This is a genomic window from Pseudoflavonifractor sp. MSJ-37, from assembly GCF_018917965.1.
Lineage (GTDB): Bacteria > Bacillota > Clostridia > Oscillospirales > Oscillospiraceae > Pseudoflavonifractor_A.
Map to the genome: position 1 here is coordinate 1,144,465 of NZ_JAHLPP010000001.1, position 18,873 is coordinate 1,163,337.

Sequence of the window (18,873 nt, forward strand, 5' to 3'; positions counted from 1 at the left end):
AAATTAAGCCGACGCGCCGTTGTCCTCCAGCTTTTCCACTTCACATAGTTCTTCCCAATCCTCACGATTTCCGCATCTGCGAAGGTAGTCGCGGCCGCCATCCACGGCGCAGGAGCCGCAGCTGCAAAACTTGAAATCATGGACGGTTTTGCTTTCGATGATATCTCCGCATTTCTTACATCTGATTGCGTTCCTGATAATTTTCGGCATAATCAGTCCCTCTTTAGTGCATTTTTGATTTTCTCTTTTTCCCCGCTACCATCTGTGCGGAGGCGCAGCAGCGGGACGGCGCACTTCTCCAGAATGGAGTTTTTCTTTATATCTCGCTCCGCCTGCTTACTCCCCGGTTTATGGGAGCCACCATCTACTTCAATCACCAGCACAGGTTGCTTATCCATCTGATTGAACAGCAGAAAATCCACATGTGTCAACGGATTGCGGGCATATTTGTTCTCTTCCTCTGTCAGTGGCTCATAGTCCTTCACCAACGTTGCAAGAGAAACATGTACCGCACAACCGATGGAGGAAAATTCCTCATCGGACAGCACTTCCTGAATCACGGAGTACATAAGGTTTTCGGAATCATACTCCGATACCCGCTTATGTTTTTGCAGATATGCTCTGCGTTGCTCGGCATAGCCCTGATAGAGCATATCAAATACGGAGTAGACCTGGCTCTGAATAACCTCAAAATTGTTATATTCGATGTACCGCGTCAGGTCGCCGTAGTTGGTCTGGTCATTGCGCGGGTCCTGTGATGTGACCACCGCCAGCGAATGAACCGCACGTGAAACCGCCACATTCAGCATATGGGGATCATCCACGAAATCTGTGATGACATTGTCGACTGAGGTCAGAATGATAGCATCTTGTTCTCGCCCCTGAAACTTGTGGACGGTGTCCACCTCATAAGTATCTCCCAACTGCTTGCGGATGGCTGTCACCTGATCCCGATATGGCGTGATAATACTGATGCTCCGGAAATTCTGCTGATGCAGCCGCGGAAGCACCTCCTGCTGGATGACATCGATCTGGCGCTGGTTGAGATGCCCACGGGCGTGATTACCGGCAATCGTCCGGTACATGGTCAATACATCCGGCTCATCATGGTCTTTTGTCATAACGATCAACTGCCCATGGTAGAACTTCTGGTTGCAGAAGTTGATGATCTTCGGGTGGCAGCGGTAGTGTTCTCGCAGCAGCGTAACAGGCGCATCCTGCCATATTTCCAATGCAGAGGACAGCAAACTGTGGGTAGAAAAGCGATACCGCTCATCCAAGGAGTACTTCTGCCAAATGGCATCGCTGGTGCGAATGTCATCCTCTGTCAGCACATTGGGAAGCTGCTTTAAGTCCCCGACAATCACGATATTCCGCGCACAGGAAAATGCCAAAACGCCAGTAGCTAAATCGACCTGCGAGGCCTCATCCACGATTAGGTAATCATAGATATGTTCAATGCTCAGCGTCCCCTTAATGGAATAGGTCGTGCTGAGCACCACCGGGTACTCACGGGTAAACTCCGCGGAATTCCGGCGGAAATCATTTTTTTCAAAGCATCGCCTATTATTCCGCCAATGATACCGTGTTGCCAGCTCCGCCCGGAACAGCCGCAGGGACTTTTCTGTGAGTTCGTCCATCTTCGCATCGAAAGCGTAGCGCTCCAGCTTTCGGTTCAATTCCTGCTTTTCGGCCTCCAGTTCCCGCCTCTTCACCGAATAAAACTGACTCTGTAAATAGGGAATGACCAGATTCGGAGAACGGAGGAACAGTTTGAGCGCATTGCGATTGAAGCGGAACATGATGGAGAGTTTTTGCAAAAGTCCTAAGCGGCTCTCGCGCTCTGCGTGTTGTTCAAATTCCATCCAGAGCGCAAGGATTTTCTGCGAGGACAGCTTGTCCAGGCTCTCCATCGGCGCGTCGCTGTAAGTCGCATAGTACTCTTCAAAATAGTGCTGCTCCGGATTCAGCTGCAAAAATTCCTGCTCAATTTCCGCAATGCGGTTCTTGGCGTTGAGCATTTCATTCAGCTCTTTGGACAGCGTAGTTGTTTCCTGATCTAACTGCTGCCGTTCCTCCGGCGGCATCTCCCAATCGCTCATATCTGGATAGACACCGGTCTGAGCCTCCAGAAACTTTTGCTTGTTGGCAAGGCTGCCGAGAAACGCAGTCATAAAAGCTGAATTTTTCTTCTCCAGCTTTTCCACAACATTACGCGTTGCGGAATTGTTGTTGGAGACAACCGCCACGGTTTTTCCACTGCGGACAACATTGGCAATGATATTCAGGATCGTCTGCGTTTTCCCTGTGCCGGGAGGCCCCTGAATGATGCTGATTTTGGAGGAAAGCGCCCGCTCCACCGCCAGCTTCTGGCTCTGGTTCAGGCCAAACGGATAGATCACCGCCTCCGGCATCTGGGGCATCTTGACGTCTTTTTGCGGTGCAAGATAGCTTGCCAGCACGGTATCCTCGCTGACCTGCTGGATCTTGTCATACTGCACGCTTAGAATGTTGATACCGTTTTCCGCCACCAGACTGATTGCAGCGGCAGTCTCCTTGAAATATTGGAATGTTTCTTGATTTTTACCGTCTGCCAGGCAATTTTGCTGGAACTGCACCTCGCTCCTATGGAACGATAAATCTCTCTTCCCCTTGCGGACAATACGATAATACCCACCGAAGTCGAGCAACTCATCAATTTCGCTGATGGTTTGCCCATTTGCGGTGACAATCACCCGTGCAGGGTCGATTTTCTTTTGCAGGGGTAGGATCTCCACATTGCTATGCTGAAAGCTGTATGACTTATTGGGCGCACTGGTATAGACGACCTCGCACTTCCCGTCATGGAACCGAAAGCTCGCAACCGAGTCCGTCTGGTCTTTTCCTTTTATGATGATCAAGTGCTTTCGTGCGTCCATAGGCATCTCCTATTCAACCAAACTTATAACATATTCCAGCAGTCCACCAAATTCAATCTGGGCCAACTGGATATCCCCTATCTAACCCGGATAGAACTTCCAATCGGCTCTTCTGGACTCCCCATTGCCATCAGCACACAGCTTGGAGAATAAGATCGTGATTGCGCGCTGAGACATTGAAAATATCTCTTTACAGAATTTTACAACCAGAAAGTCGCGCTTTTATCCAGGGCTTCCTTTCTCTGTTTCCAGTCCGGCATCAGCATCGTTAAGGACGCATAGAACTGCTTCGAATGATTTGGATGAACGAAGTGGCAGAGCTCGTGCATCACGACATATTCGATACAGTTGCGTGGTGCTTCTAACAGCCTCTTATTCAGTGTGACAACTCCTTTTTGGGCCAAACAAGATCCCCATCGGGTCTCCATATTCCGAATCCGTAATTCTGGCATCGGCACCCCATATTTTTGAAATACGGGGTAGGTCTCTAAAATAATTTCACTGAAAATACATTGACACTGCTCATCCAGGTAACGGGTCACCATCTTTTGCTTTTTTGCAAAATCTTCCGTTTCCTTCACGCAAAGGTACAGATAAATCCCATCAGAGGAAATTGTGTCCCGCACATTTTTCTCCACTTTCAGGCGAACTCCTCTGCCCAGCAGATAGAAAGTCTCTCCACTGACATATTGCTTGGGTTGAGGGGCATACTGCGCTATCTCACGAAATTTTCTTTGTGCTGAGCGAATATAAGCTCCTTTGCTCACTACAAAATCGTCAACCTTTTCAGCTTGGATATCTGGATTAGCTGAAACATAAACCATGCAGTCCTTATGAACCCGCAGATTGAGATTTTTTACCTGCTTCTGTTCCAGCAGGTAGAGGATCTCGTTGTTTTCATATACGACGGTTCTTTTCTGCGCCATTGCTGTCAAAACCTCCGAAGTGCTACTGTTTTGACATTTTCGATGATTTTATCAATGGTGTCAAAAGACAGTTTTAATCCTCGCTCTTTCTCATAGCCATAAAAAAGGTCATCAATATCCTGCGAGATTCGGTCGTGGATTGTTTTGTTGTTGGTCCAGTCCACTTGACTGTGATTGGCCACAATTTTTCTAATCTCTTCCGCAATCTCCGCAACAAAATCAGGAGAAACTTCCACTTCCTTCGCTTCGTCGAATACTGCTGACAGAACACCGTAAAACGCCTGGGCGCCATAGCCATTGGCGGCGGTGCGATCAGCAGGATTTTGTTGCTGCTCACGGAAATGCCGGAGAGAAACCTCTCCAGCCGCTCGATGGCCTACTCCGGACTTCGTCCCTGGAGTAGGTCGTTGGTTCCCAGCATGACGATTAGCAGATTGGTGTCAGCTGGAAAGGCTGGGGCTGCGGCGGGAATCTCCCGGCCGTTTTGACCCATGTTGGAAATCGTCCATCCGGTCTCCACGGTCAGAATGTCCATCCACCTGCAGTCCGCATCATAGCGCTCGCCGAAATAGCCCCGGGGGTCATCGCCGTAGGTGTTGGAATCGCCGAAGCAAATGACTTTCATCCTATGCATTTCTTTCAGGCAAGTAGGTGTTAGGTATTGAGAATATGAAGCAGACAAACACCCCCTCTGGTCGCGAGACTTGGTTGATATATTTCATCCTCTCGCCGCAACCAATCATTGGCACTATTTTGTTTTGCTGAAAGGACGATTTCTCTTCTCGCAAGTGCTTCTGAATGAGCGTAAGTACGAATCAGCGAAGCAAAATGATTAACATGCTCATTTCTTGTAAAAAGACTCAACAAGAGTAGTCGAAAGTATTCATTGGTTTTTACGACATCCGTTTTAAGCAAAGCTAATGTTCGTGTACCTATATCTTTCCATTTTTCAGGTGGTATTTTTTGAACGGAGCCTAAGTACATGCATACATTAGCAAAGCACGGGGTTAACCTCTCAATATTGTCCAGGGTAACATCAATACCGCCAGGATGACCAATTTGAGTTAATCTCCGATAAAACCATCGTAGTCGATTATACTCTATTGTCGATTGATTGAGATATTCTGTGATAATATTGGTGATAATCTCATCCGTAATTTTCGGCCAATCATTATCACTAATATCATTATAAAATATCACTCTGTAAGGATCACCATTAGAGTATTTATAATGCTATTCTAAAAGTTTTTCCTCTGTCCTCATTGAGAAACTCTTGTGAAGAAGCATCCGCCTTGGATTTCCGTAGATTTTTTAAACCATTCTTATCCTCGTCTTCCTCAGTCCCATCAGCACAATAATCTTCGTCAATTTTGTAAACCTCATCAAAGAAGAAGAAATCTATTCTCAAATTTGGAAAAGCTACAATTAGCTGTAGTGCACACTCTGGAGTAAAAACAAATATGTAGTTCGTTTCATCATCAATCGTCACATCGACGGTTTTGACAATTTGGTAATTCAACTCATTGTCCGAAACAAACTTCTGCATCATTCTGGCGTTTTCCAGTAGTAATGCGACGGTAGGAAAAACCAATAAAATATTGTGGTATCTGTCCTTATTCAATTTCGATCCACACACCCCTCGCGGGGTGCGACGGCCGATGGGATTTTCCTTGCTGTCCGAAACGATATTTCAATCCACGCACCCCTCGCGGGGTGCGACGGTCTTCAAAGGCCAGCACTACGACGGGGAGGAATTTCAATCCACGCACCCCTCGCGGGGTGCGACCAAGCCTGGCCGATATGTCATTATCCCTCACGCTATTTCAATCCACGCACCCCTCGCGGGGTGCGACATGGATATACGCCTTCCCGATCCCGGTAGATAATTTCAATCCACGCACCCCTCGCGGGGTGCGACGACCACCGATTTCATCGACTGCGTGGCCTGGAGATTTCAATCCACGCACCCCTCGCGGGGTGCGACACGCAGACAGTCTCACAGTTCCCGCCGATCTCACATTTCAATCCACGCACCCCTCGCGGGGTGCGACAGCAAAAACGCACAAATTTCCCTGTACGTTCTTGTCACAACAGGCAAAATCGTTTCTTCTTCCGGCAATATACCGCCTGTCAAAGCACATCACCCGCTCAAGTCTCATCTCCTTTTCTGGCAGTCGCAATGATTTGCCAGTGCGAACCTCCCTGAAGATCGTTGTGCGCTTGCCATTCGCACTACACCATCAACGTATCCTCTGGCAAGTAGCTTTGCTTGCATCCAAAGTGTTCGATCTTGCTCTCATACTTCTTCCCCAGATAGTAAAACCGCAGGCTGTCCCGTTCCGGGTCCATAAGTTTACAGAGCTTGCTTTGCAGACTACGGCACTGAGCTGTATCCAACAGGCATTCGAACACAGAGTTCTGTACTCTCTGGCCATGATCTACACACTGCTTGGCGATCTGCCGCAGACGCTTCCGCCCAGCGGCGTCCTCTGTGTTGACATCATACGTAATGAGTACCAGCATAAGCCCTCACTTCCACAAAAATGGTGGGTATGCATCCAGATCACCTCGAAGGTACCGGGCCAACAGCAGGCTCTGCACATACGGTACTAACCCCCAGGGGATCTTCTCCTCCAGGAACGGATGGGTGATGCTCTCTTTTTTCCGCTCCTGCCACTTCTGTAAAAAAGTCCTGCGTGCGGTATCCCTCATCAAGACCGCCCCACTCTCCTGTATCTCAAAGTCTGCCGGCTTCATCACCCGATCGTTCACGATGGTCAACACGAAGCGGTCTGCAAAGCACGGGCGCAGTTCTTCCATCAGGTCCAACGCCAGAGATTCCCGCCCTGGCCGATCTGTGTGGAGATAGCCCACATAGGCGTCCAATCCCACGCTCTCCAGCGCTGAGGCGCAGTCATGGGCGAGCAGGCTGTAGGCAAAGGACAATAGCGCATTGAATGCATCCAATGGTGGGCGTCGACTGCGCTGATGGAAGAAAAATGTTTCTTTTTCCCGCAGGATCATCTCGTCCAGCACACCGAAATAGGCCGCAGCGCCGATGCCCTCCAGGCCCCGCAGACGGTCCAGTGCTGTTTCCTCCGCGACCTTGGTCAGCAAGTCTTGCAGCTGTCCTGACACAGCCGCAAGGCGCTCGTCATCCACCCGCAGTCCATGGTCCCGTCGGGTGCGCTCTACGCTCCAGCGGGTGTTGAACACTTTTCCAAAGATCATGTTTCGGGCGATGCGACAGCTCTGGACCGGATCATCCGCTGTACGGTACTGCATCCGCCTCAATAAGACGTTCCCTTGTGCCGGGCCAGATACCCGGGCGAGGAACCGGCCTCTCGGAGAGCAGAAGACGAGGCCGATCTCACGCCGAGCGCAGACCCCCATCAGAGCCGGAGAAGCCCCTGCATAGGAAAAGGAGACGATACTTTGAAGGGTGTGGAGCGGGTAGCGGGCCACGGTCGTCCCCTGTCGGCCCGCCACTACGTTTTCCCCGTCCAGAGACAGGTATACATCCTCTGAAGTGACAAAAAGCGTATTGAGCAGCTGTCTCATGGATCCACCTCCATCCCGCGGCGCAAGTACTCCGAGACAGACTTGCCGCGCATCAGCTTTGGCAGGCACAACTCCTTCATAGAGCACGCATTGCAGCCTTTTCCGGGCCTCACCTTTGGAGTATAGCACCGCTGGTACAGGCGGTGCATCTCCATCAGAAGCTCTTTTACCTCTTGCCTCAGTTCCGGCGTGAACATGATCTTCTCACGCCGCCGGATCTCTCCATAGTATAAGGCACCCTCCGGGATCTCACAGCATAGCATCTCCTCCAGACACAGCGCTTGTCCACACAGCTGCAGTGCGTCCGCTGTGTGTTCTTTCGGGCGTCCACGCTTATATTCTACCGGATAGGGCTGCCATAGTCCATCCCGTTCTTTCAAAGGAATCCCAGCCCTGCTCCGATGGAACTCCAATACGTCACAGGCACCGGAAACTCCCAATGTGGGAGAGAACACTCGCATCCCACGGGTGATGAGCCGATCGCCTCGGCTCTCACAGGGATTGCCATTATGGGCTTTCTCGTGGAAGATCGATCCATCTGTCGTGCGGAAGTTCTCTGCCCATTGTCCTTCGATGTGGATGAGCGCCCATTGCCGACGGCAAAATTTGAAGTGCTGTAAGCCCGAAAGCTGGAGGAAATCCTCCTCAGGATAGATCACCCCATCCGTGTGCAGGTCACGCCATCCGGCAGATGCGTCTCGTCCACAGTCACAGTGTAGTCCTTATAGCTTCTTGGGGCAGTGACTCCATCGTTGCGAGTGGCTTTCACCAGGTCAAACAATTTATGGGCCGGGGCGCATCCCAGTTCCGAGTCATGCTTGAACACGATCAGCTCCCGGACCGCCATCTTGCCCCGGGCCGCGGAATGGTCGTTCTCAAACATATTCAAGATCGCTGTCCACAGCAGGTCCAGATCTTCTTCCGAAAAACCGGTGGTCTTGCGGGCCAGATTGGCAGAGATATATCCCTCCACGCGGTACAGACCATAAGGCACGATGTACTTGCGTCCCATCTCCGTTGTTCCTTTCTTCTCCGCGTCCGCCTCCGTGGTGATCGCCACACGGGTGATGGTGATCTCCTGAGGCAGGATGGGGTCCACACTGTGGGCAAAGCCGAGCTGCACAGGACCGCGGACTTGTCCGCAGTTCAGCGCCCCCTTGACAAAGGTGGTCATCACCGCGCCGAAGGTGCGGATGTCATAGAAATTGGCGCACATGAAATCCCGGAGTTTACGGTCCAGCTGGTCGTCCTTTTTTTTGGCCTCTTTCAGCTTTTCCGGATCCACGCCCACGTAGGTACAAGCCTCTTTATCGCTGGTGTTCAGCGGCACGCCATCTTTGATATAGATGCGGTAGCCCGGCTCGCCCTCCTTGGCCGTCTCCACGAAGTTGCGGATCTTGCGTTTGAGACACACATCCGTCACCAGCCCATAGCCAGTCTCCGGATCCATTCGGGGCATATTGCCCGCGTCAGGGTCGCCGTTGGGGTTTCCGTTTTCCACGTCGAACAGCACTACGAATTCATACCGGTTTTTGATGGGCTTAGACATTTTTCTCTTCCTCCTTCTTCGTATACCGCTTCTGCGTCTGGTGATAGTAGCCAAGATCAAACGCCCCCTGCTGGGAAAGCGTCATTCGGGCGGGATAACTCTCTCCGAGCACACTTTTGAGGACACTGACCTGTTTGTCATAGTATACTCGTTTGCCAGGCTCCAGCTTCCGCAGGTGTTTCTGATAGAGGTTGTTCAGTATCGGAAAGATATTGGCTGGCATCGCCGACGCGGAATTGAAATATTTATCCTTGATAGTCGTGTTGATGCCAGGATTCGCGGCCTGCTGTGCTGCCTCATAGACTGAAAACAGGCGGCCAAGGGTGTAGGCAGGGTTCGTACTCTCCTCGTTGAGACTCACGGTCAAGACCTCCTTTGGACAATCCTCATGTGTATTTCTCAAATAATATGCTTTCAATATCGCGGCGCGCCCCCAAGTGATGTTTCGTTCCGCCCGGATGCGCAACATGACAGCCTCCAATAGCGACGCCGGATACAGTCCTCCAGAGAACACAGCCCGGGCAGTGGCGCCTGCCATGGCAGGGGACGGCGCTTTATCGCGGGAATTGAGGTTTACTGTCTCACGCAGCAACGCCCACAGGGACAATGTACCGGGTCTTGCATAGGATGGGCGGATGATCTCCAGCCGCTCATCATGATCGTTCACATTCTTCATCAGTCTGCCGAAACTATCCCGGAGGAAGAAACGGACGGAGAGCCGCGCCGCATTGGGAGCCAAACCAAGGATATAAAAGGGCCGTTCCGGGTCGATGCCCAAATCATCGCAGGGGAGGCCGTTTGCTAGACGCTTGATGGCCGCGCGAAGATCATTGTCCGACAGACCGGACTCCACGCCAAAACACGCTGCCTCAAAAATACTCGGATAGGCCGGGTCGGCCCCCTCCGCCCAGCAGACCACGGTGGTATCGCCGATCATCTGTACACCGTCTTTATCGGCAAGCAGATGGTTCAGTGCCGCGGTGTAGGCAAAGGCCGCGTATTTTCCGACCGGCGCGTTGAAATTCTGCTCGTGTCCGTAGGAACAGAACGCCGGCGCGTTGAATGAGACCAATGCCGCGCCACTGGACTGTGCGCCCCGCACCCCCTTGATGGCAGGATGGACCGCAGCGATCTCCTCCATCTTTCCAGTCACAAGGCACTGCATCCGCGTAGCCTCCGGGTCGCCGCTGTCCTGATAACGCTGCCACGCCTCCCGGATCGCTACATCATCTTGCGGAAAGCGGCCATCCACCCGGAACAGCAGGTTCGCGCCCGATGTCACCTCGTCGAACTGTCCGGCCAGAGCAGGATGCTCCGCCGCCTGGCTGGGCTTCCACGTGTCGAAAAAAGCCAGGATCGCTCGGGCGACCGGCGAATCCACGCCGTCCAGTACCGCGTGATGCTTTTGTGCCGCCGCGGCGAAGCATTTTCGGCTCCGCTCTGGCTTTCCCTTCTGATCCACGCCCAGCAGATAGGAAGAGTTGTCCCAAAGGAAGTTGGAGTCGATCCCGACGGTGCGTTTCACCGCCGCCGGGAGCCGGAACATCCGGGGCTGTAAGCCCTTTTTCCTGCCTTTCGTCCTCTCCTCTTCTTCCACCGTAGGGATGACCTGCGTCAGCTGTCCGGCCTCATCCAGGCAGAGTGCATGACCGATCTTGGCCGGCCCCCAGCCAGGGGCCGCGATGTCTCCCCTGCCAAGGAGATCCTCATAATATCGGGTCAAGGCTTGCAGGATCATCCCATCACCTCCCCGCTGTCTATGGTCGGGATCGTCATGACGCCGTCTACCAAACTTGCCCGGAAAAACCGGAATCTGATATCCTGCGGATCGCTATAGTCCACGTCCCAGAGCATCCATCCCAAGTCACGCACGCCCTTCAACTCTTCTGGGCACGGGGGCACCGTTCCACAGCGGCGGAAGTGAGCCGAAAACTCCCGCGTCCCGAAATAGGGCATGCTGTAGCACTGTCCCCGCTCCAGCCGCCGCTTGATGATATCCTGGAATTTGCCGGGGTTGTCACTGTGGTTGGCCCGCTCCGTCATCTCGAAATGAGCCTCTATGACATAATGGACATCCCGCAGGACCATGGCCGCCCGCTGTTGGATGCTCTCCGTCGTTGCCAGATACAGCTCGCCATTCCCTTTCTCCATGACTGACTTCACCTTACGGGCATTGATAGTGTCCTTCACCTCGTTGCGCCGGATGTTCGTGAAACGGATCGGACTGCACACGCGGATGCGGTCGATGATCCAATTGAGCCCTGGATGCCAGTACACGCTTTCCAGCAGTCCCCGGGCGGCAGAAGGCGTCATGCAGTCATAGCTGACGCGCTCAGTCTTCATCTCAGGCCGTGAGAAGCACGCGTACTCTCCCCAGACCTCTACTTGGATCGCCATAAGATCACTCCCTTCGTTCTTTATCTGCCTCTATGATACTGCTTCTTCGTCTCTTTGTCACCGCAACGCGGTGTGGGTCGAAAGATAATATAGGATGGTTATTCCAACAGGCAAAAGGGCGGGGCTTTCCGCCCTTTTGCCGTTTTTCTTAAGATACACCAGGGATCGTTCCATAAAACGGACTTCATACGAATTCTGCTTTTCCGTTCTCCGGCTCCAGAGAAAGACCCGTCTGCTCGTTGTACAAGGCCATATCGTTCAAGATGGCGCTGCGGTCGTCGAGGCCCGGGACTTCTCTTGCCTTCAGCAGTGCCCCGGCGGCATCCAACGCCCGAAAGTGCCGCTCATATACTGGTACAGAATAGCGCCCCAACTGACGATAGAGCGTCTTGGAACACTCCCCCTTCTGAAGCCGCCGGATGAGTTCCGCCCCATCTCCATAGGGCACATATACTGTGTAAGTATCCTGGTCGATCAGATGGAATCGCTCTGCTACCGTCCGGAAGGGCAGTCCACACCCCTCTATCCCCTTTTCAAACGCTTTGACTACGCCATACTTGTCCAGCACATCCCCGCTCAGGCTCCGCAGACTGTGGAAATAGCGGTCCATGGTCTCTGGTGCGCCGGGATCTCGGCCTCCGGCCATAGCCTCTCGGGCCGCGCCGATGGCTGTGCGAAACAGTACCGGCGGTAGCTCAGTCCGCTCAAAGATCGTCACCACGCTTTTCTCTGCCGGGTCTTTCCCTTCCCGGTTACATCGCCCAGCTGCCTGCAAAATGGAGTCCAGTCCTGCCATTTCCCGGTAGACGGTCGGAAAGTTTACATCCACGCCCGCCTCGATCAGAGACGTGGACACTACCCGGCAGGGCAGTTCCTCGTTCAGACGCTTCCGTATTTCATCCAAAAGCATCTTCCGCTGGGCTGGGACCATCAGGGTAGAGAGATGGAAGCTTCCCTCCTCAGGAAGTCGATCGAATATCGCCTGAGCCGCTTTACGGCTATTGACGATACACAAGCCCCGTTCCTGTCTGCCGAGCTGTTCCGCCAAAGCTTCATCCGTCAGTAGTCCCACCTGGCGAAAACTCACCCGGCGGAAGCGGTCATACAGCTCTGCCGTTTGAGGGCATAACTCCGTCACCGGACAGCTGGGGGCATATGTATGCAAAAGGTCATCCAGTGATGGCTGGGTGGCCGTACACAGCACCACCGTAGAATGGAACTGCTCCGCCAAAGAGGCCATCGCCGCCACGCAGGGCCGAAGGTGTTGCAGAGGCAGCATCTGGGCCTCGTCAAAAATAATGACGCTGTTAGCAAGGCTATGGAGCTTCCGGCATCGGGAGGAACGGCTGGCATACATCGACTCAAAAAATTGTACCGCTGTGGTCACTATGACCGGCATATCCCAATTCTCCGCAGCCAAAGCCTGGCGCACCTTCTCCGGCGGCGCGCCGTCCGAAAGGTCGAATGCCACATTGGAATGATGCTCCAGCACATTATCATCCCCGAGGATCTCCCGAAATACCTGAGCATTCTGATCGATGATAGAAGTATAGGGAACGACATAGATCACCCGCTCCATGCCGTGTTCTTTGGCATGGAGCAGTGCAAAGGCCAGCGACGCCACGGTCTTTCCACCGCCGGTCGGTACCGTCAGAGTGTAGACTCCCTTTGGCTCACAGCCTTTCTCCAGACATGTGTCCAGGATCTCACATCGCAGACGATCCAATTCTGTTTTGGGTACCTTCCACTTTGCGATGTGTATTTCCAACCGATCCAGCAGCGTTTCTATCCCATCATATCGGCCGCGGCCCCGATCGCCGTTCATAAATCGTTCTGTATCGAGAAAGTCTGCATCGACCAGGCAGGAGTAGAGCATTCGGATCCAAAAGGAGACCTGCAGACTATTTTTGACGGGCGGGGCCGATCGGGATGGTGTTGGAAACGCCGCACCACTCTCTCCGCATCGCTCCAGATCATGTCGTTCCATGCTCCGTTTCATTCTCCCGCAGAACGTGCGGTCTGATGCGCGGTCCACTTTTGGGTTTCCAACATCCGGCAATCCGGTATGGTGCCCCGCGATGCAGACCGCCGTGCAGGGGTCCTCCTTCACGCAGGACAGCGCTCCCGCCGCCGCGTGGTCCACTACCGGCCCATTCCGCAGCAGACGATCCTGAAAGTCCTCTGTGCATTTGCCGATATCATGGGCAATGCCTGCCCGCTCCCCCTGCTCTTTGGCTCCGAAAGCCGCCGCAAACGTCCGGCACAGGGACGCCGTTCCCTCCAGATGCTCTTTGACGGTCTGGCGGCGCAGGCCATCCTCGGAAATATGGGCGAAATATTCCATATAGTCCTCCTCATATACGAGCTTCAAAGCCGATGTTTTCCATAGTGACGGCTTGATCATCCGCTCTCTGTCTACAAAAATACCCTGCCAAAAGGCAGGGCGTTTCGTCTATCCAGCTACGGCGCCAAGACGTATATACTATGCCCAGCCGACCCGTCGATCTTTTGCAATAGTAACATATCAAGTTAGAAAAATCAACGGATCGGCACCCCCTCGCACATCCATCCCCCTCAACCGCTCCGTTCCGGTCAAAAAGGCCCGCGGAGCGCTCCTCTTCTGCTGGAGCTGCTCCGCAGGCCTTTTTCCGTTCCGTGATGACTTTATCGGCTGCTCATCCGTCTATGTTTTTTTAATGCGGACAAATGTCCCCCCCCCGAGAATTTCCTGCCGATCAGGCTCTTCAGAGTCTGTTCCAAAACAGATATCTCGAGGGGCTTTGGCACGTGGGCATCCATGCCGGCGTCCAGACACTGCCGGATGTCCTCCGTGAAGGCGTTGGCCGTCATGGCGATGATGGGGATAGTCTCACCCAGTCCGCCGCTGCCGCGGATGGCCTTCGCGGCCTCCAAGCCGTTCATCACTGGCATCTGCACGTCCATGAGGATCGCGTCATAGTCGCCTGGCCTGGCCTCCGCAAAAGCCTTCACCAACTCTTTGCCGTTGGGATAGATCACACAGGACGCACCGTTCATATCCAAAACAGCCTCCAAGATCTCCGCATTCAGGTCGTTGTCCTCCGCGCAGAGGAAGCGCATCCCCTTGAACTCCGAGCCTCGTTCCTCCTCATCAGTATCCGCACACCGGATATGTTCGACCGTCTGCTGGAGTTCCGAGAGGAAGAACGGCCGTGGGACCACGCCGTCCACCCGGCAGGCAGACACCACGCCCTCCGCCTGCTCAGGCTGGATGTAGTCCACGAAGAAGATCAGGACCGCGTCCTTCGCAGCTCCGCGCACCAGATCCACCGTTTCGGTCAGTCTGGGCACGGTGAGGTGCCCACCCACGAGGACGATGTCCATCTTCTGCCGTCCTATCCGCTCCACGGCTTCTTCTTTAGTCGCGACTGCATAAAAACCGGCATCGGCCTCCCGCATGGCTGCGGCGATGTTCTGGCGCAGGCCCTCGTCGTCTGAGATCAGCAGGACCGATCCCAGATCGGTCGTCTGATCCATATCCCGGTCGATCTCGAACGTCAGGTCCACCTCGAATCGGCTGCCCTTGCCGGGCGTGCTCTCCACCCGGATCGTGCCGCCCATCAAATCGACGATGTTCTTGGCGATGGCCATGCCGAGCCCGGTGCCCTGTACCTTGTTCGTCTGGGAATCCTCCGCGCGGGTGAAGGGCTCGAAGATATGCTTCTGGAACTCTGGCTCCATGCCGCAGCCGGTGTCCGCCACGACGATGCGGTAGGAGGCATATCCGGCCCGATCGCAGGGTCGTTCCGTCAGGTCGAAGGTGATGCTTCCGCCCCGCGGGGTATACTTGGTCGCGTTGGAGAGCAGGTTGATCAGAAGCTGGCGCAGACGCAGTCCATCAGACCAGATATACTCATGCGCCACCGTGTGGACCCGGATCTGGAAGCTCTGGCCCCGCTCGTTGGTCTGGGCACGGATGATGCTGTCCATCTGGCCCACGATCTCCGCGAGGCTCACCGGCTCGTCGTTCAGCGCGGCCTCACCGGATTCGATCTTGCTCATGTCCAGCACGTCGTTGATGAGGCTCAGCAGATGCTGACTGGAGCGCTGTATCTTGGCGATATAGGCACGCAGACGCTCCGACAGCCTCGGCTCCCGGGCCATCAGGCCGGTCAGGCCAACGATGGCATTCATGGGCGTGCGGATGTCATGAGACATATTGCTCAGGAAGGTGGTCTTTGCGGAGTTCGCGCGCTCCGCCTGTGCCAGTGCCTCCCGGAGCTTCTGCTGACTGGCCCGCAGACGCTGGTTCAGGTCCTGCGCCTGACTGGCGGCCTGTCTCGCTTTCTTCAGAAGCCCCAGGATCAGCAGCAGGATCAGCAGGAACACGGTGACGAACGCCAGTGTGATGGTCAGCAGATTATCTTTGATGAAGTCCACCGCTGTGATCTTATACGCCGCGTCATCATACACAGACACCGCGCCGGTCAGTATGGCGCTGGGCATGGCCTTCAGCGTCTTGTTCAGGATCGCCAGCAGGACCGTGTCCCCCCGCCGGACCGCGAAGGATACGTCGTTTTGCTTCAGCAGGGAAGCGCTGTGGAGCTTATTATCCTTGATATACTTCGCTACCTGGCTCGACCTGCGGATGAAGCAGTCGGCTCTGCCGCCGCGCACTGCCCGCTCCGCATCCTCCTGCGTATCATACTCTACGATCCTCCACAGAGGATAGTGGTAGGAGAGATACCATTTCGACACCAGGTCGTCTCTGGCCACTGCGGCGCTGTTCTCCGCGTTCTCATCGAAGCCGCTCTGGGCCGTGAGCGCGGCTATATTGAACGACCAGACTGTGTTCGATAAGGACAGATCGTTTTGCTCCGCGAGATAGGGGTCCTGACTGACATGGAAGATCATATCGATCTCGCCGTTCCGCAGTGCCTCCAATTGGGCTTCCTGAGAACCGTATCCCACCGGCTCGAAGCATAAGGTATCGCCGTCCAGGCAGTCCGACGCATACCGGATATAATCATCGATCACCCCGGTCACCTTCCCGCTTTCGGCATCGATGGTGCTCACGCCGGGATCACCGTCCACGAAGCCCATTCGGATCGTGCCATGCTCGGCCAGCCATCCCCGCTCCTCCGCGGACAGGACCGCCGCGGACTGGGCGGAGAGATAGCGCTGATAGAGCTCGTCCCCATAGAACGGCTTGTCATACTCCATGCTCCGCATCGCATCGTCCAGCTCTTTTTTCAGATCGGGGCGGTCCTTGTTGATCCCGTAATAGATCTCGGACCCGCCCACCATGGTGAGCGCGGACATCCCAGCCTCCACCCAGATGGGCGTCTCTGTCGAGATGACGCCGTCCGCCTCGCCGTCTGCGATCATCTGTCTGGCACGGTCGATGCTGTCCACATCTATGTGCTGGGTCGTGATGCCGTGTTCCTCTTCCCAGTGCGAGAACTCGGTGTCCTGCACGCTCTGGGCCATCGCGATGATCCGCTTGCCGTTCAGCGTATCCAGATCAGACGCCGTGATCTCACCATCCCGCAGATCCACATACAGATAATACCGCTCCTCGCCCATGGGCAGTTCGGAAAACAGCATGGTCTCTGCCCGCTCATCCGTATAGGACAGAGCCGCCATCAGGTCGATCTCTCCATCCCGCAGCCGCTCCAGCAGCTCATCCCAGTCGGCCTTCACATATTCATAGTCCCATCCGGTATAGGCCGCCACGGCCTGCTCATACTCATAACCGTATCCGCTCCGTTCCCCGTTCTCCCCGGAGATATGGTACGAATCCTCATACCAGCCCACCCGGACCGTCTCCCGCAGACGGTCCCCGGATGCGGCATATGCCGTTTTTGGCAGCAGGCCGATCAGGCACACGGCCGCCAATAGCGCCGATGCCCATCTGTGCCTTTCCACTCGAACCTTCATCGTGTCGTTTCCTTCTCTCCTTCCGATGCCAGCTTAGAAAACGGGCCGTATCGGGTCTGGATCTACGTTTTGTCCTGTCATTGGACTCATTTTAACGCATTTTGGATGAAAAGTCTATCCTGAGGCATACAAAAACGAGATCGATATGGCCGTCCCTCCCGCTTCCTTCTCTTCCATATTTTCGGGCAAGGGGGTTGACAATGGCATCCTCCCCCTTATACTTACCAAAGTTAATTATCATAGATAATCACAAGGAGGAGATGCAGCTCATGACCATCGCGACGATAAAGGCCCTGCTCGACGCGTGCTATCAAGCCAAACGGGTCCGGGAACTGCTTCCGGCGCTTCCGAAGGGCGTCACGCCGTCCTATATCCATTATCTCGATACGATCGAGACTCTGGCGGCCCGCGGCATCCAGGTGAAGGTATCGGATATCAGCGACGCGCTGGACATCCCTCGCCCCGGCGTGACGCGGACGGTCAAAGAGATGGAGGATGCCGGATATCTGAACAAGACCGCCTCCGAGCGGGATGGCCGCGTCACGCACCTCTCGATCACAGAGGCCGGGAAGGCGCTCTCCCGGACCTATAATGAACAGTTCTTTTCCCGGCTCGCGCCGCTGTTGACCGATCTCTCAGAGGAAGACGCCGAATGTACGATCCGTACCATCAAACGGCTATACCATGTCATGTCAGAATGGAAGATCACGCTTGGATACTGATTTTACGCAGGGCAGCATTTTGAAGAAGCTGTCCCGGTCCATGCTCCCTGTGCTCGGAGCCCTGGTCCTGCAGGCGGCCTACGGCGCCGTCGATCTGCTGGTCGTCGGGCGCTTTGGTTCGACTGCGGGGCTTTCCGCCGTTTCGACCGGCAGTCAGGTGCTGAACCTCGTCACCTTCGTCGTCACACAGCTCGCCATGGGCGTGGAAGATGTGCCGGATAGCGCCCGGGTCGACGCCGAGCCAGCCCATCTTCTCCTCCAGACGGTCATAGTTGTACCCGGCGTCGATCATGATGGTGGTCCCGCCTTTTCGTTAGAAGAAGATATTGGCCACCCACTCCCGGACGCAGGCCACATGCTCGTCGATCCAGCCGGTGTTCAGGGGCTTGAAGATCTCTCTGCCCCGGTACATCCGGATCATTTCCTTCCTCTGGAATCCCGTCGCCTGTTTCGACATCTCTCTCCCATTTCCGGTCCGGCAGGTACTGCCGGCTCTTTCATTTTGTACTCCTCCGTGCGACTGTTCCCCTCAGACGCGTTCCAGGATGACGATCTTATTGGAGACCGCCCGCACCGCGATGACCTCCGGGCAGGTCGAGGTCATACCAGTAGCCGTAGCCCCGCATCCGGCTACGCCGGGCATCCAGTCCGCAGGCAAGGTCGATGACTCCGTCCCGCATCGCGGTGTCCCGGTCCGCGGAGGAAAAGTCGTAGTCCAGCCCATCCACGATCTTCTCCGCTTCGGGGTCGTGGACTGCGCCGCGCCCCCGGCTCTCTTTCGCTCGGGCGTAGAGCGTCTGAAGCATGGTCTCCGGCACGCCGGAGAGCCTGATCGGTCCCATCCTATCTCCATCCCCTTTCATAATTAGCAAAAGCTAACC

The 18,873-nt window shown here is 54.7% G+C and carries 18 protein-coding genes and 1 CRISPR repeat array; of the genes, 1 reads left to right on the forward strand and 17 read right to left on the reverse strand.

Annotated features, from left to right (window positions below):
* Positions 1-3: 3 nt before the first annotated feature.
* The 15 genes from KQI12_RS05405 to KQI12_RS05475 all read right to left on the reverse strand — a co-directional run bounded on the left by KQI12_RS05405 (position 4) and on the right by KQI12_RS05475 (position 17,270).
* Entirely contained in the window at positions 4-210 is a 207-nt protein-coding gene (locus tag KQI12_RS05405) for a hypothetical protein (protein WP_216571154.1), read from the reverse strand.
* A 2-nt stretch (positions 211-212) separates the two neighbouring features.
* Positions 213-2,918: an AAA domain-containing protein gene (locus KQI12_RS05410; protein WP_216571156.1), complete on the reverse strand. Its 2,706-nt coding sequence runs from the start codon at positions 2,916-2,918 to the stop codon at positions 213-215.
* 200 nt (positions 2,919-3,118) lie between these two features.
* Positions 3,119-3,844 carry a M48 family metallopeptidase gene (locus KQI12_RS05415; RefSeq protein ID WP_216571158.1) on the reverse strand — a complete coding sequence of 242 codons (726 nt, stop codon included), beginning with the start codon at positions 3,842-3,844 and terminating at the stop codon, positions 3,119-3,121.
* Between the two features lie 5 nt (positions 3,845-3,849).
* Positions 3,850-4,080, reverse strand: coding sequence for a hypothetical protein (locus tag KQI12_RS05420; RefSeq protein WP_253290816.1), 231 nt, complete (start codon positions 4,078-4,080; stop codon positions 3,850-3,852).
* Between the two features lie 140 nt (positions 4,081-4,220).
* The gene (locus tag KQI12_RS05425; RefSeq protein ID WP_371817972.1) at positions 4,221-4,478 is read right to left on the reverse strand and encodes a GDSL-type esterase/lipase family protein; all 258 of its coding nucleotides are present in this window, start codon (positions 4,476-4,478) and stop codon (positions 4,221-4,223) included.
* 20 nt (positions 4,479-4,498) lie between these two features.
* A complete protein-coding gene (locus KQI12_RS05430) occupies positions 4,499-5,044 on the reverse strand; it encodes a hypothetical protein (protein WP_216571160.1) in 546 nt (181 codons plus the stop codon).
* Positions 5,045-5,069: 25 nt separating this feature from the next.
* Positions 5,070-5,393, reverse strand: coding sequence for a hypothetical protein (locus KQI12_RS05435; protein WP_216571162.1), 324 nt, complete (start codon positions 5,391-5,393; stop codon positions 5,070-5,072).
* A gap of 71 nt (positions 5,394-5,464) precedes the next feature.
* A CRISPR array of direct repeats spans positions 5,465-5,895; the repeat unit is 33 nt; unit sequence ATTTCAATCCACGCACCCCTCGCGGGGTGCGAC.
* A gap of 181 nt (positions 5,896-6,076) precedes the next feature.
* Positions 6,077-6,367, reverse strand: coding sequence for a CRISPR-associated endonuclease Cas2 (cas2, locus tag KQI12_RS05440; RefSeq protein ID WP_216571164.1), 291 nt, complete (start codon positions 6,365-6,367; stop codon positions 6,077-6,079).
* A gap of 6 nt (positions 6,368-6,373) precedes the next feature.
* Entirely contained in the window at positions 6,374-7,405 is a 1,032-nt protein-coding gene (gene cas1c, locus KQI12_RS05445) for a type I-C CRISPR-associated endonuclease Cas1c (protein WP_216571167.1), read from the reverse strand.
* Positions 7,402-8,064, reverse strand: a complete 663-nt coding sequence (gene cas4 / locus KQI12_RS05450; protein WP_216571169.1) for a CRISPR-associated protein Cas4 — start codon at positions 8,062-8,064, stop codon at positions 7,402-7,404. Before cas4 ends, cas1c begins: the two co-directional genes overlap by 4 nt.
* The gene (gene cas7c / locus KQI12_RS05455) at positions 8,061-8,954 is read right to left on the reverse strand and encodes a type I-C CRISPR-associated protein Cas7/Csd2 (RefSeq protein WP_216571172.1); all 894 of its coding nucleotides are present in this window, start codon (positions 8,952-8,954) and stop codon (positions 8,061-8,063) included. Before cas7c ends, cas4 begins: the two co-directional genes overlap by 4 nt.
* Complete coding sequence (cas8c, locus tag KQI12_RS05460; RefSeq protein WP_216571174.1) at positions 8,947-10,692, reverse strand: type I-C CRISPR-associated protein Cas8c/Csd1; 1,746 nt, start codon at positions 10,690-10,692, stop codon at positions 8,947-8,949. The genes cas7c and cas8c overlap by 8 nt, the downstream gene beginning before the upstream one ends.
* A complete protein-coding gene (gene cas5c / locus KQI12_RS05465) occupies positions 10,689-11,351 on the reverse strand; it encodes a type I-C CRISPR-associated protein Cas5c (RefSeq protein ID WP_216571176.1) in 663 nt (220 codons plus the stop codon). Before cas5c ends, cas8c begins: the two co-directional genes overlap by 4 nt.
* Positions 11,352-11,535: 184 nt before the next feature.
* Positions 11,536-13,695 (reverse strand): CRISPR-associated helicase Cas3', encoded by a 2,160-nt coding sequence (gene cas3 / locus KQI12_RS05470; protein WP_216571178.1) that lies wholly within the window; start codon positions 13,693-13,695, stop codon positions 11,536-11,538.
* Between the two features lie 320 nt (positions 13,696-14,015).
* The gene (locus KQI12_RS05475) at positions 14,016-17,270 is read right to left on the reverse strand and encodes an ATP-binding protein (RefSeq protein WP_216571180.1); all 3,255 of its coding nucleotides are present in this window, start codon (positions 17,268-17,270) and stop codon (positions 14,016-14,018) included.
* A 269-nt stretch (positions 17,271-17,539) separates the two neighbouring features.
* On the opposite strand from KQI12_RS05475, the gene KQI12_RS05480 reads away from it, so the two are divergent.
* Positions 17,540-17,992 carry a MarR family winged helix-turn-helix transcriptional regulator gene (locus KQI12_RS05480; RefSeq protein WP_216571182.1) on the forward strand — a complete coding sequence of 151 codons (453 nt, stop codon included), beginning with the start codon at positions 17,540-17,542 and terminating at the stop codon, positions 17,990-17,992.
* On the opposite strand, the gene KQI12_RS12775 is transcribed toward KQI12_RS05480, so the two are convergent.
* Both KQI12_RS12775 and KQI12_RS05490 read right to left on the reverse strand, forming a co-directional pair.
* Positions 17,976-18,284 carry a hypothetical protein gene (locus tag KQI12_RS12775; protein ID WP_371817964.1) on the reverse strand — a complete coding sequence of 103 codons (309 nt, stop codon included), beginning with the start codon at positions 18,282-18,284 and terminating at the stop codon, positions 17,976-17,978. The two genes, KQI12_RS05480 and KQI12_RS12775, sit on opposite strands and share 17 nt — an antisense overlap.
* 262 nt (positions 18,285-18,546) lie before the next feature.
* Positions 18,547-18,834, reverse strand: a complete 288-nt coding sequence (locus KQI12_RS05490) for a hypothetical protein (RefSeq protein WP_216571184.1) — start codon at positions 18,832-18,834, stop codon at positions 18,547-18,549.
* Between the last annotated feature and the right edge of the window lie 39 nt (positions 18,835-18,873).

Excerpts from the sequence above, each read along its gene's own strand:
- KQI12_RS05405 (WP_216571154.1), bottom strand. The coding sequence starts at position 210 with ATGCCGAAAATTATCAGGAACGCAATCAGATGTAAGAAATGCGGAGAT.
- KQI12_RS05410 (WP_216571156.1), bottom strand. The coding sequence starts at position 2,918 with ATGGACGCACGAAAGCACTTGATCATCATAAAAGGAAAAGACCAGACG.
- KQI12_RS05415 (WP_216571158.1), bottom strand. The coding sequence starts at position 3,844 with ATGGCGCAGAAAAGAACCGTCGTATATGAAAACAACGAGATCCTCTAC.
- KQI12_RS05425 (WP_371817972.1), bottom strand. The coding sequence starts at position 4,478 with ATGCATAGGATGAAAGTCATTTGCTTCGGCGATTCCAACACCTACGGC.
- KQI12_RS05435 (WP_216571162.1), bottom strand. The coding sequence starts at position 5,393 with ATGATGCAGAAGTTTGTTTCGGACAATGAGTTGAATTACCAAATTGTC.
- cas2 (WP_216571164.1), bottom strand. The coding sequence starts at position 6,367 with ATGCTGGTACTCATTACGTATGATGTCAACACAGAGGACGCCGCTGGG.
- cas1c (WP_216571167.1), bottom strand. The coding sequence starts at position 7,405 with ATGAGACAGCTGCTCAATACGCTTTTTGTCACTTCAGAGGATGTATAC.
- cas7c (WP_216571172.1), bottom strand. The coding sequence starts at position 8,954 with ATGTCTAAGCCCATCAAAAACCGGTATGAATTCGTAGTGCTGTTCGAC.
- cas8c (WP_216571174.1), bottom strand. The coding sequence starts at position 10,692 with ATGATCCTGCAAGCCTTGACCCGATATTATGAGGATCTCCTTGGCAGG.
- cas5c (WP_216571176.1), bottom strand. The coding sequence starts at position 11,351 with ATGGCGATCCAAGTAGAGGTCTGGGGAGAGTACGCGTGCTTCTCACGG.
- cas3 (WP_216571178.1), bottom strand. The coding sequence starts at position 13,695 with ATGGAATATTTCGCCCATATTTCCGAGGATGGCCTGCGCCGCCAGACC.
- KQI12_RS05475 (WP_216571180.1), bottom strand. The coding sequence starts at position 17,270 with ATGAAGGTTCGAGTGGAAAGGCACAGATGGGCATCGGCGCTATTGGCG.
- KQI12_RS05480 (WP_216571182.1), top strand. The coding sequence starts at position 17,540 with ATGACCATCGCGACGATAAAGGCCCTGCTCGACGCGTGCTATCAAGCC.
- KQI12_RS12775 (WP_371817964.1), bottom strand. The coding sequence starts at position 18,284 with ATGATCGACGCCGGGTACAACTATGACCGTCTGGAGGAGAAGATGGGC.
- KQI12_RS05490 (WP_216571184.1), bottom strand. The coding sequence starts at position 18,834 with ATGGGACCGATCAGGCTCTCCGGCGTGCCGGAGACCATGCTTCAGACG.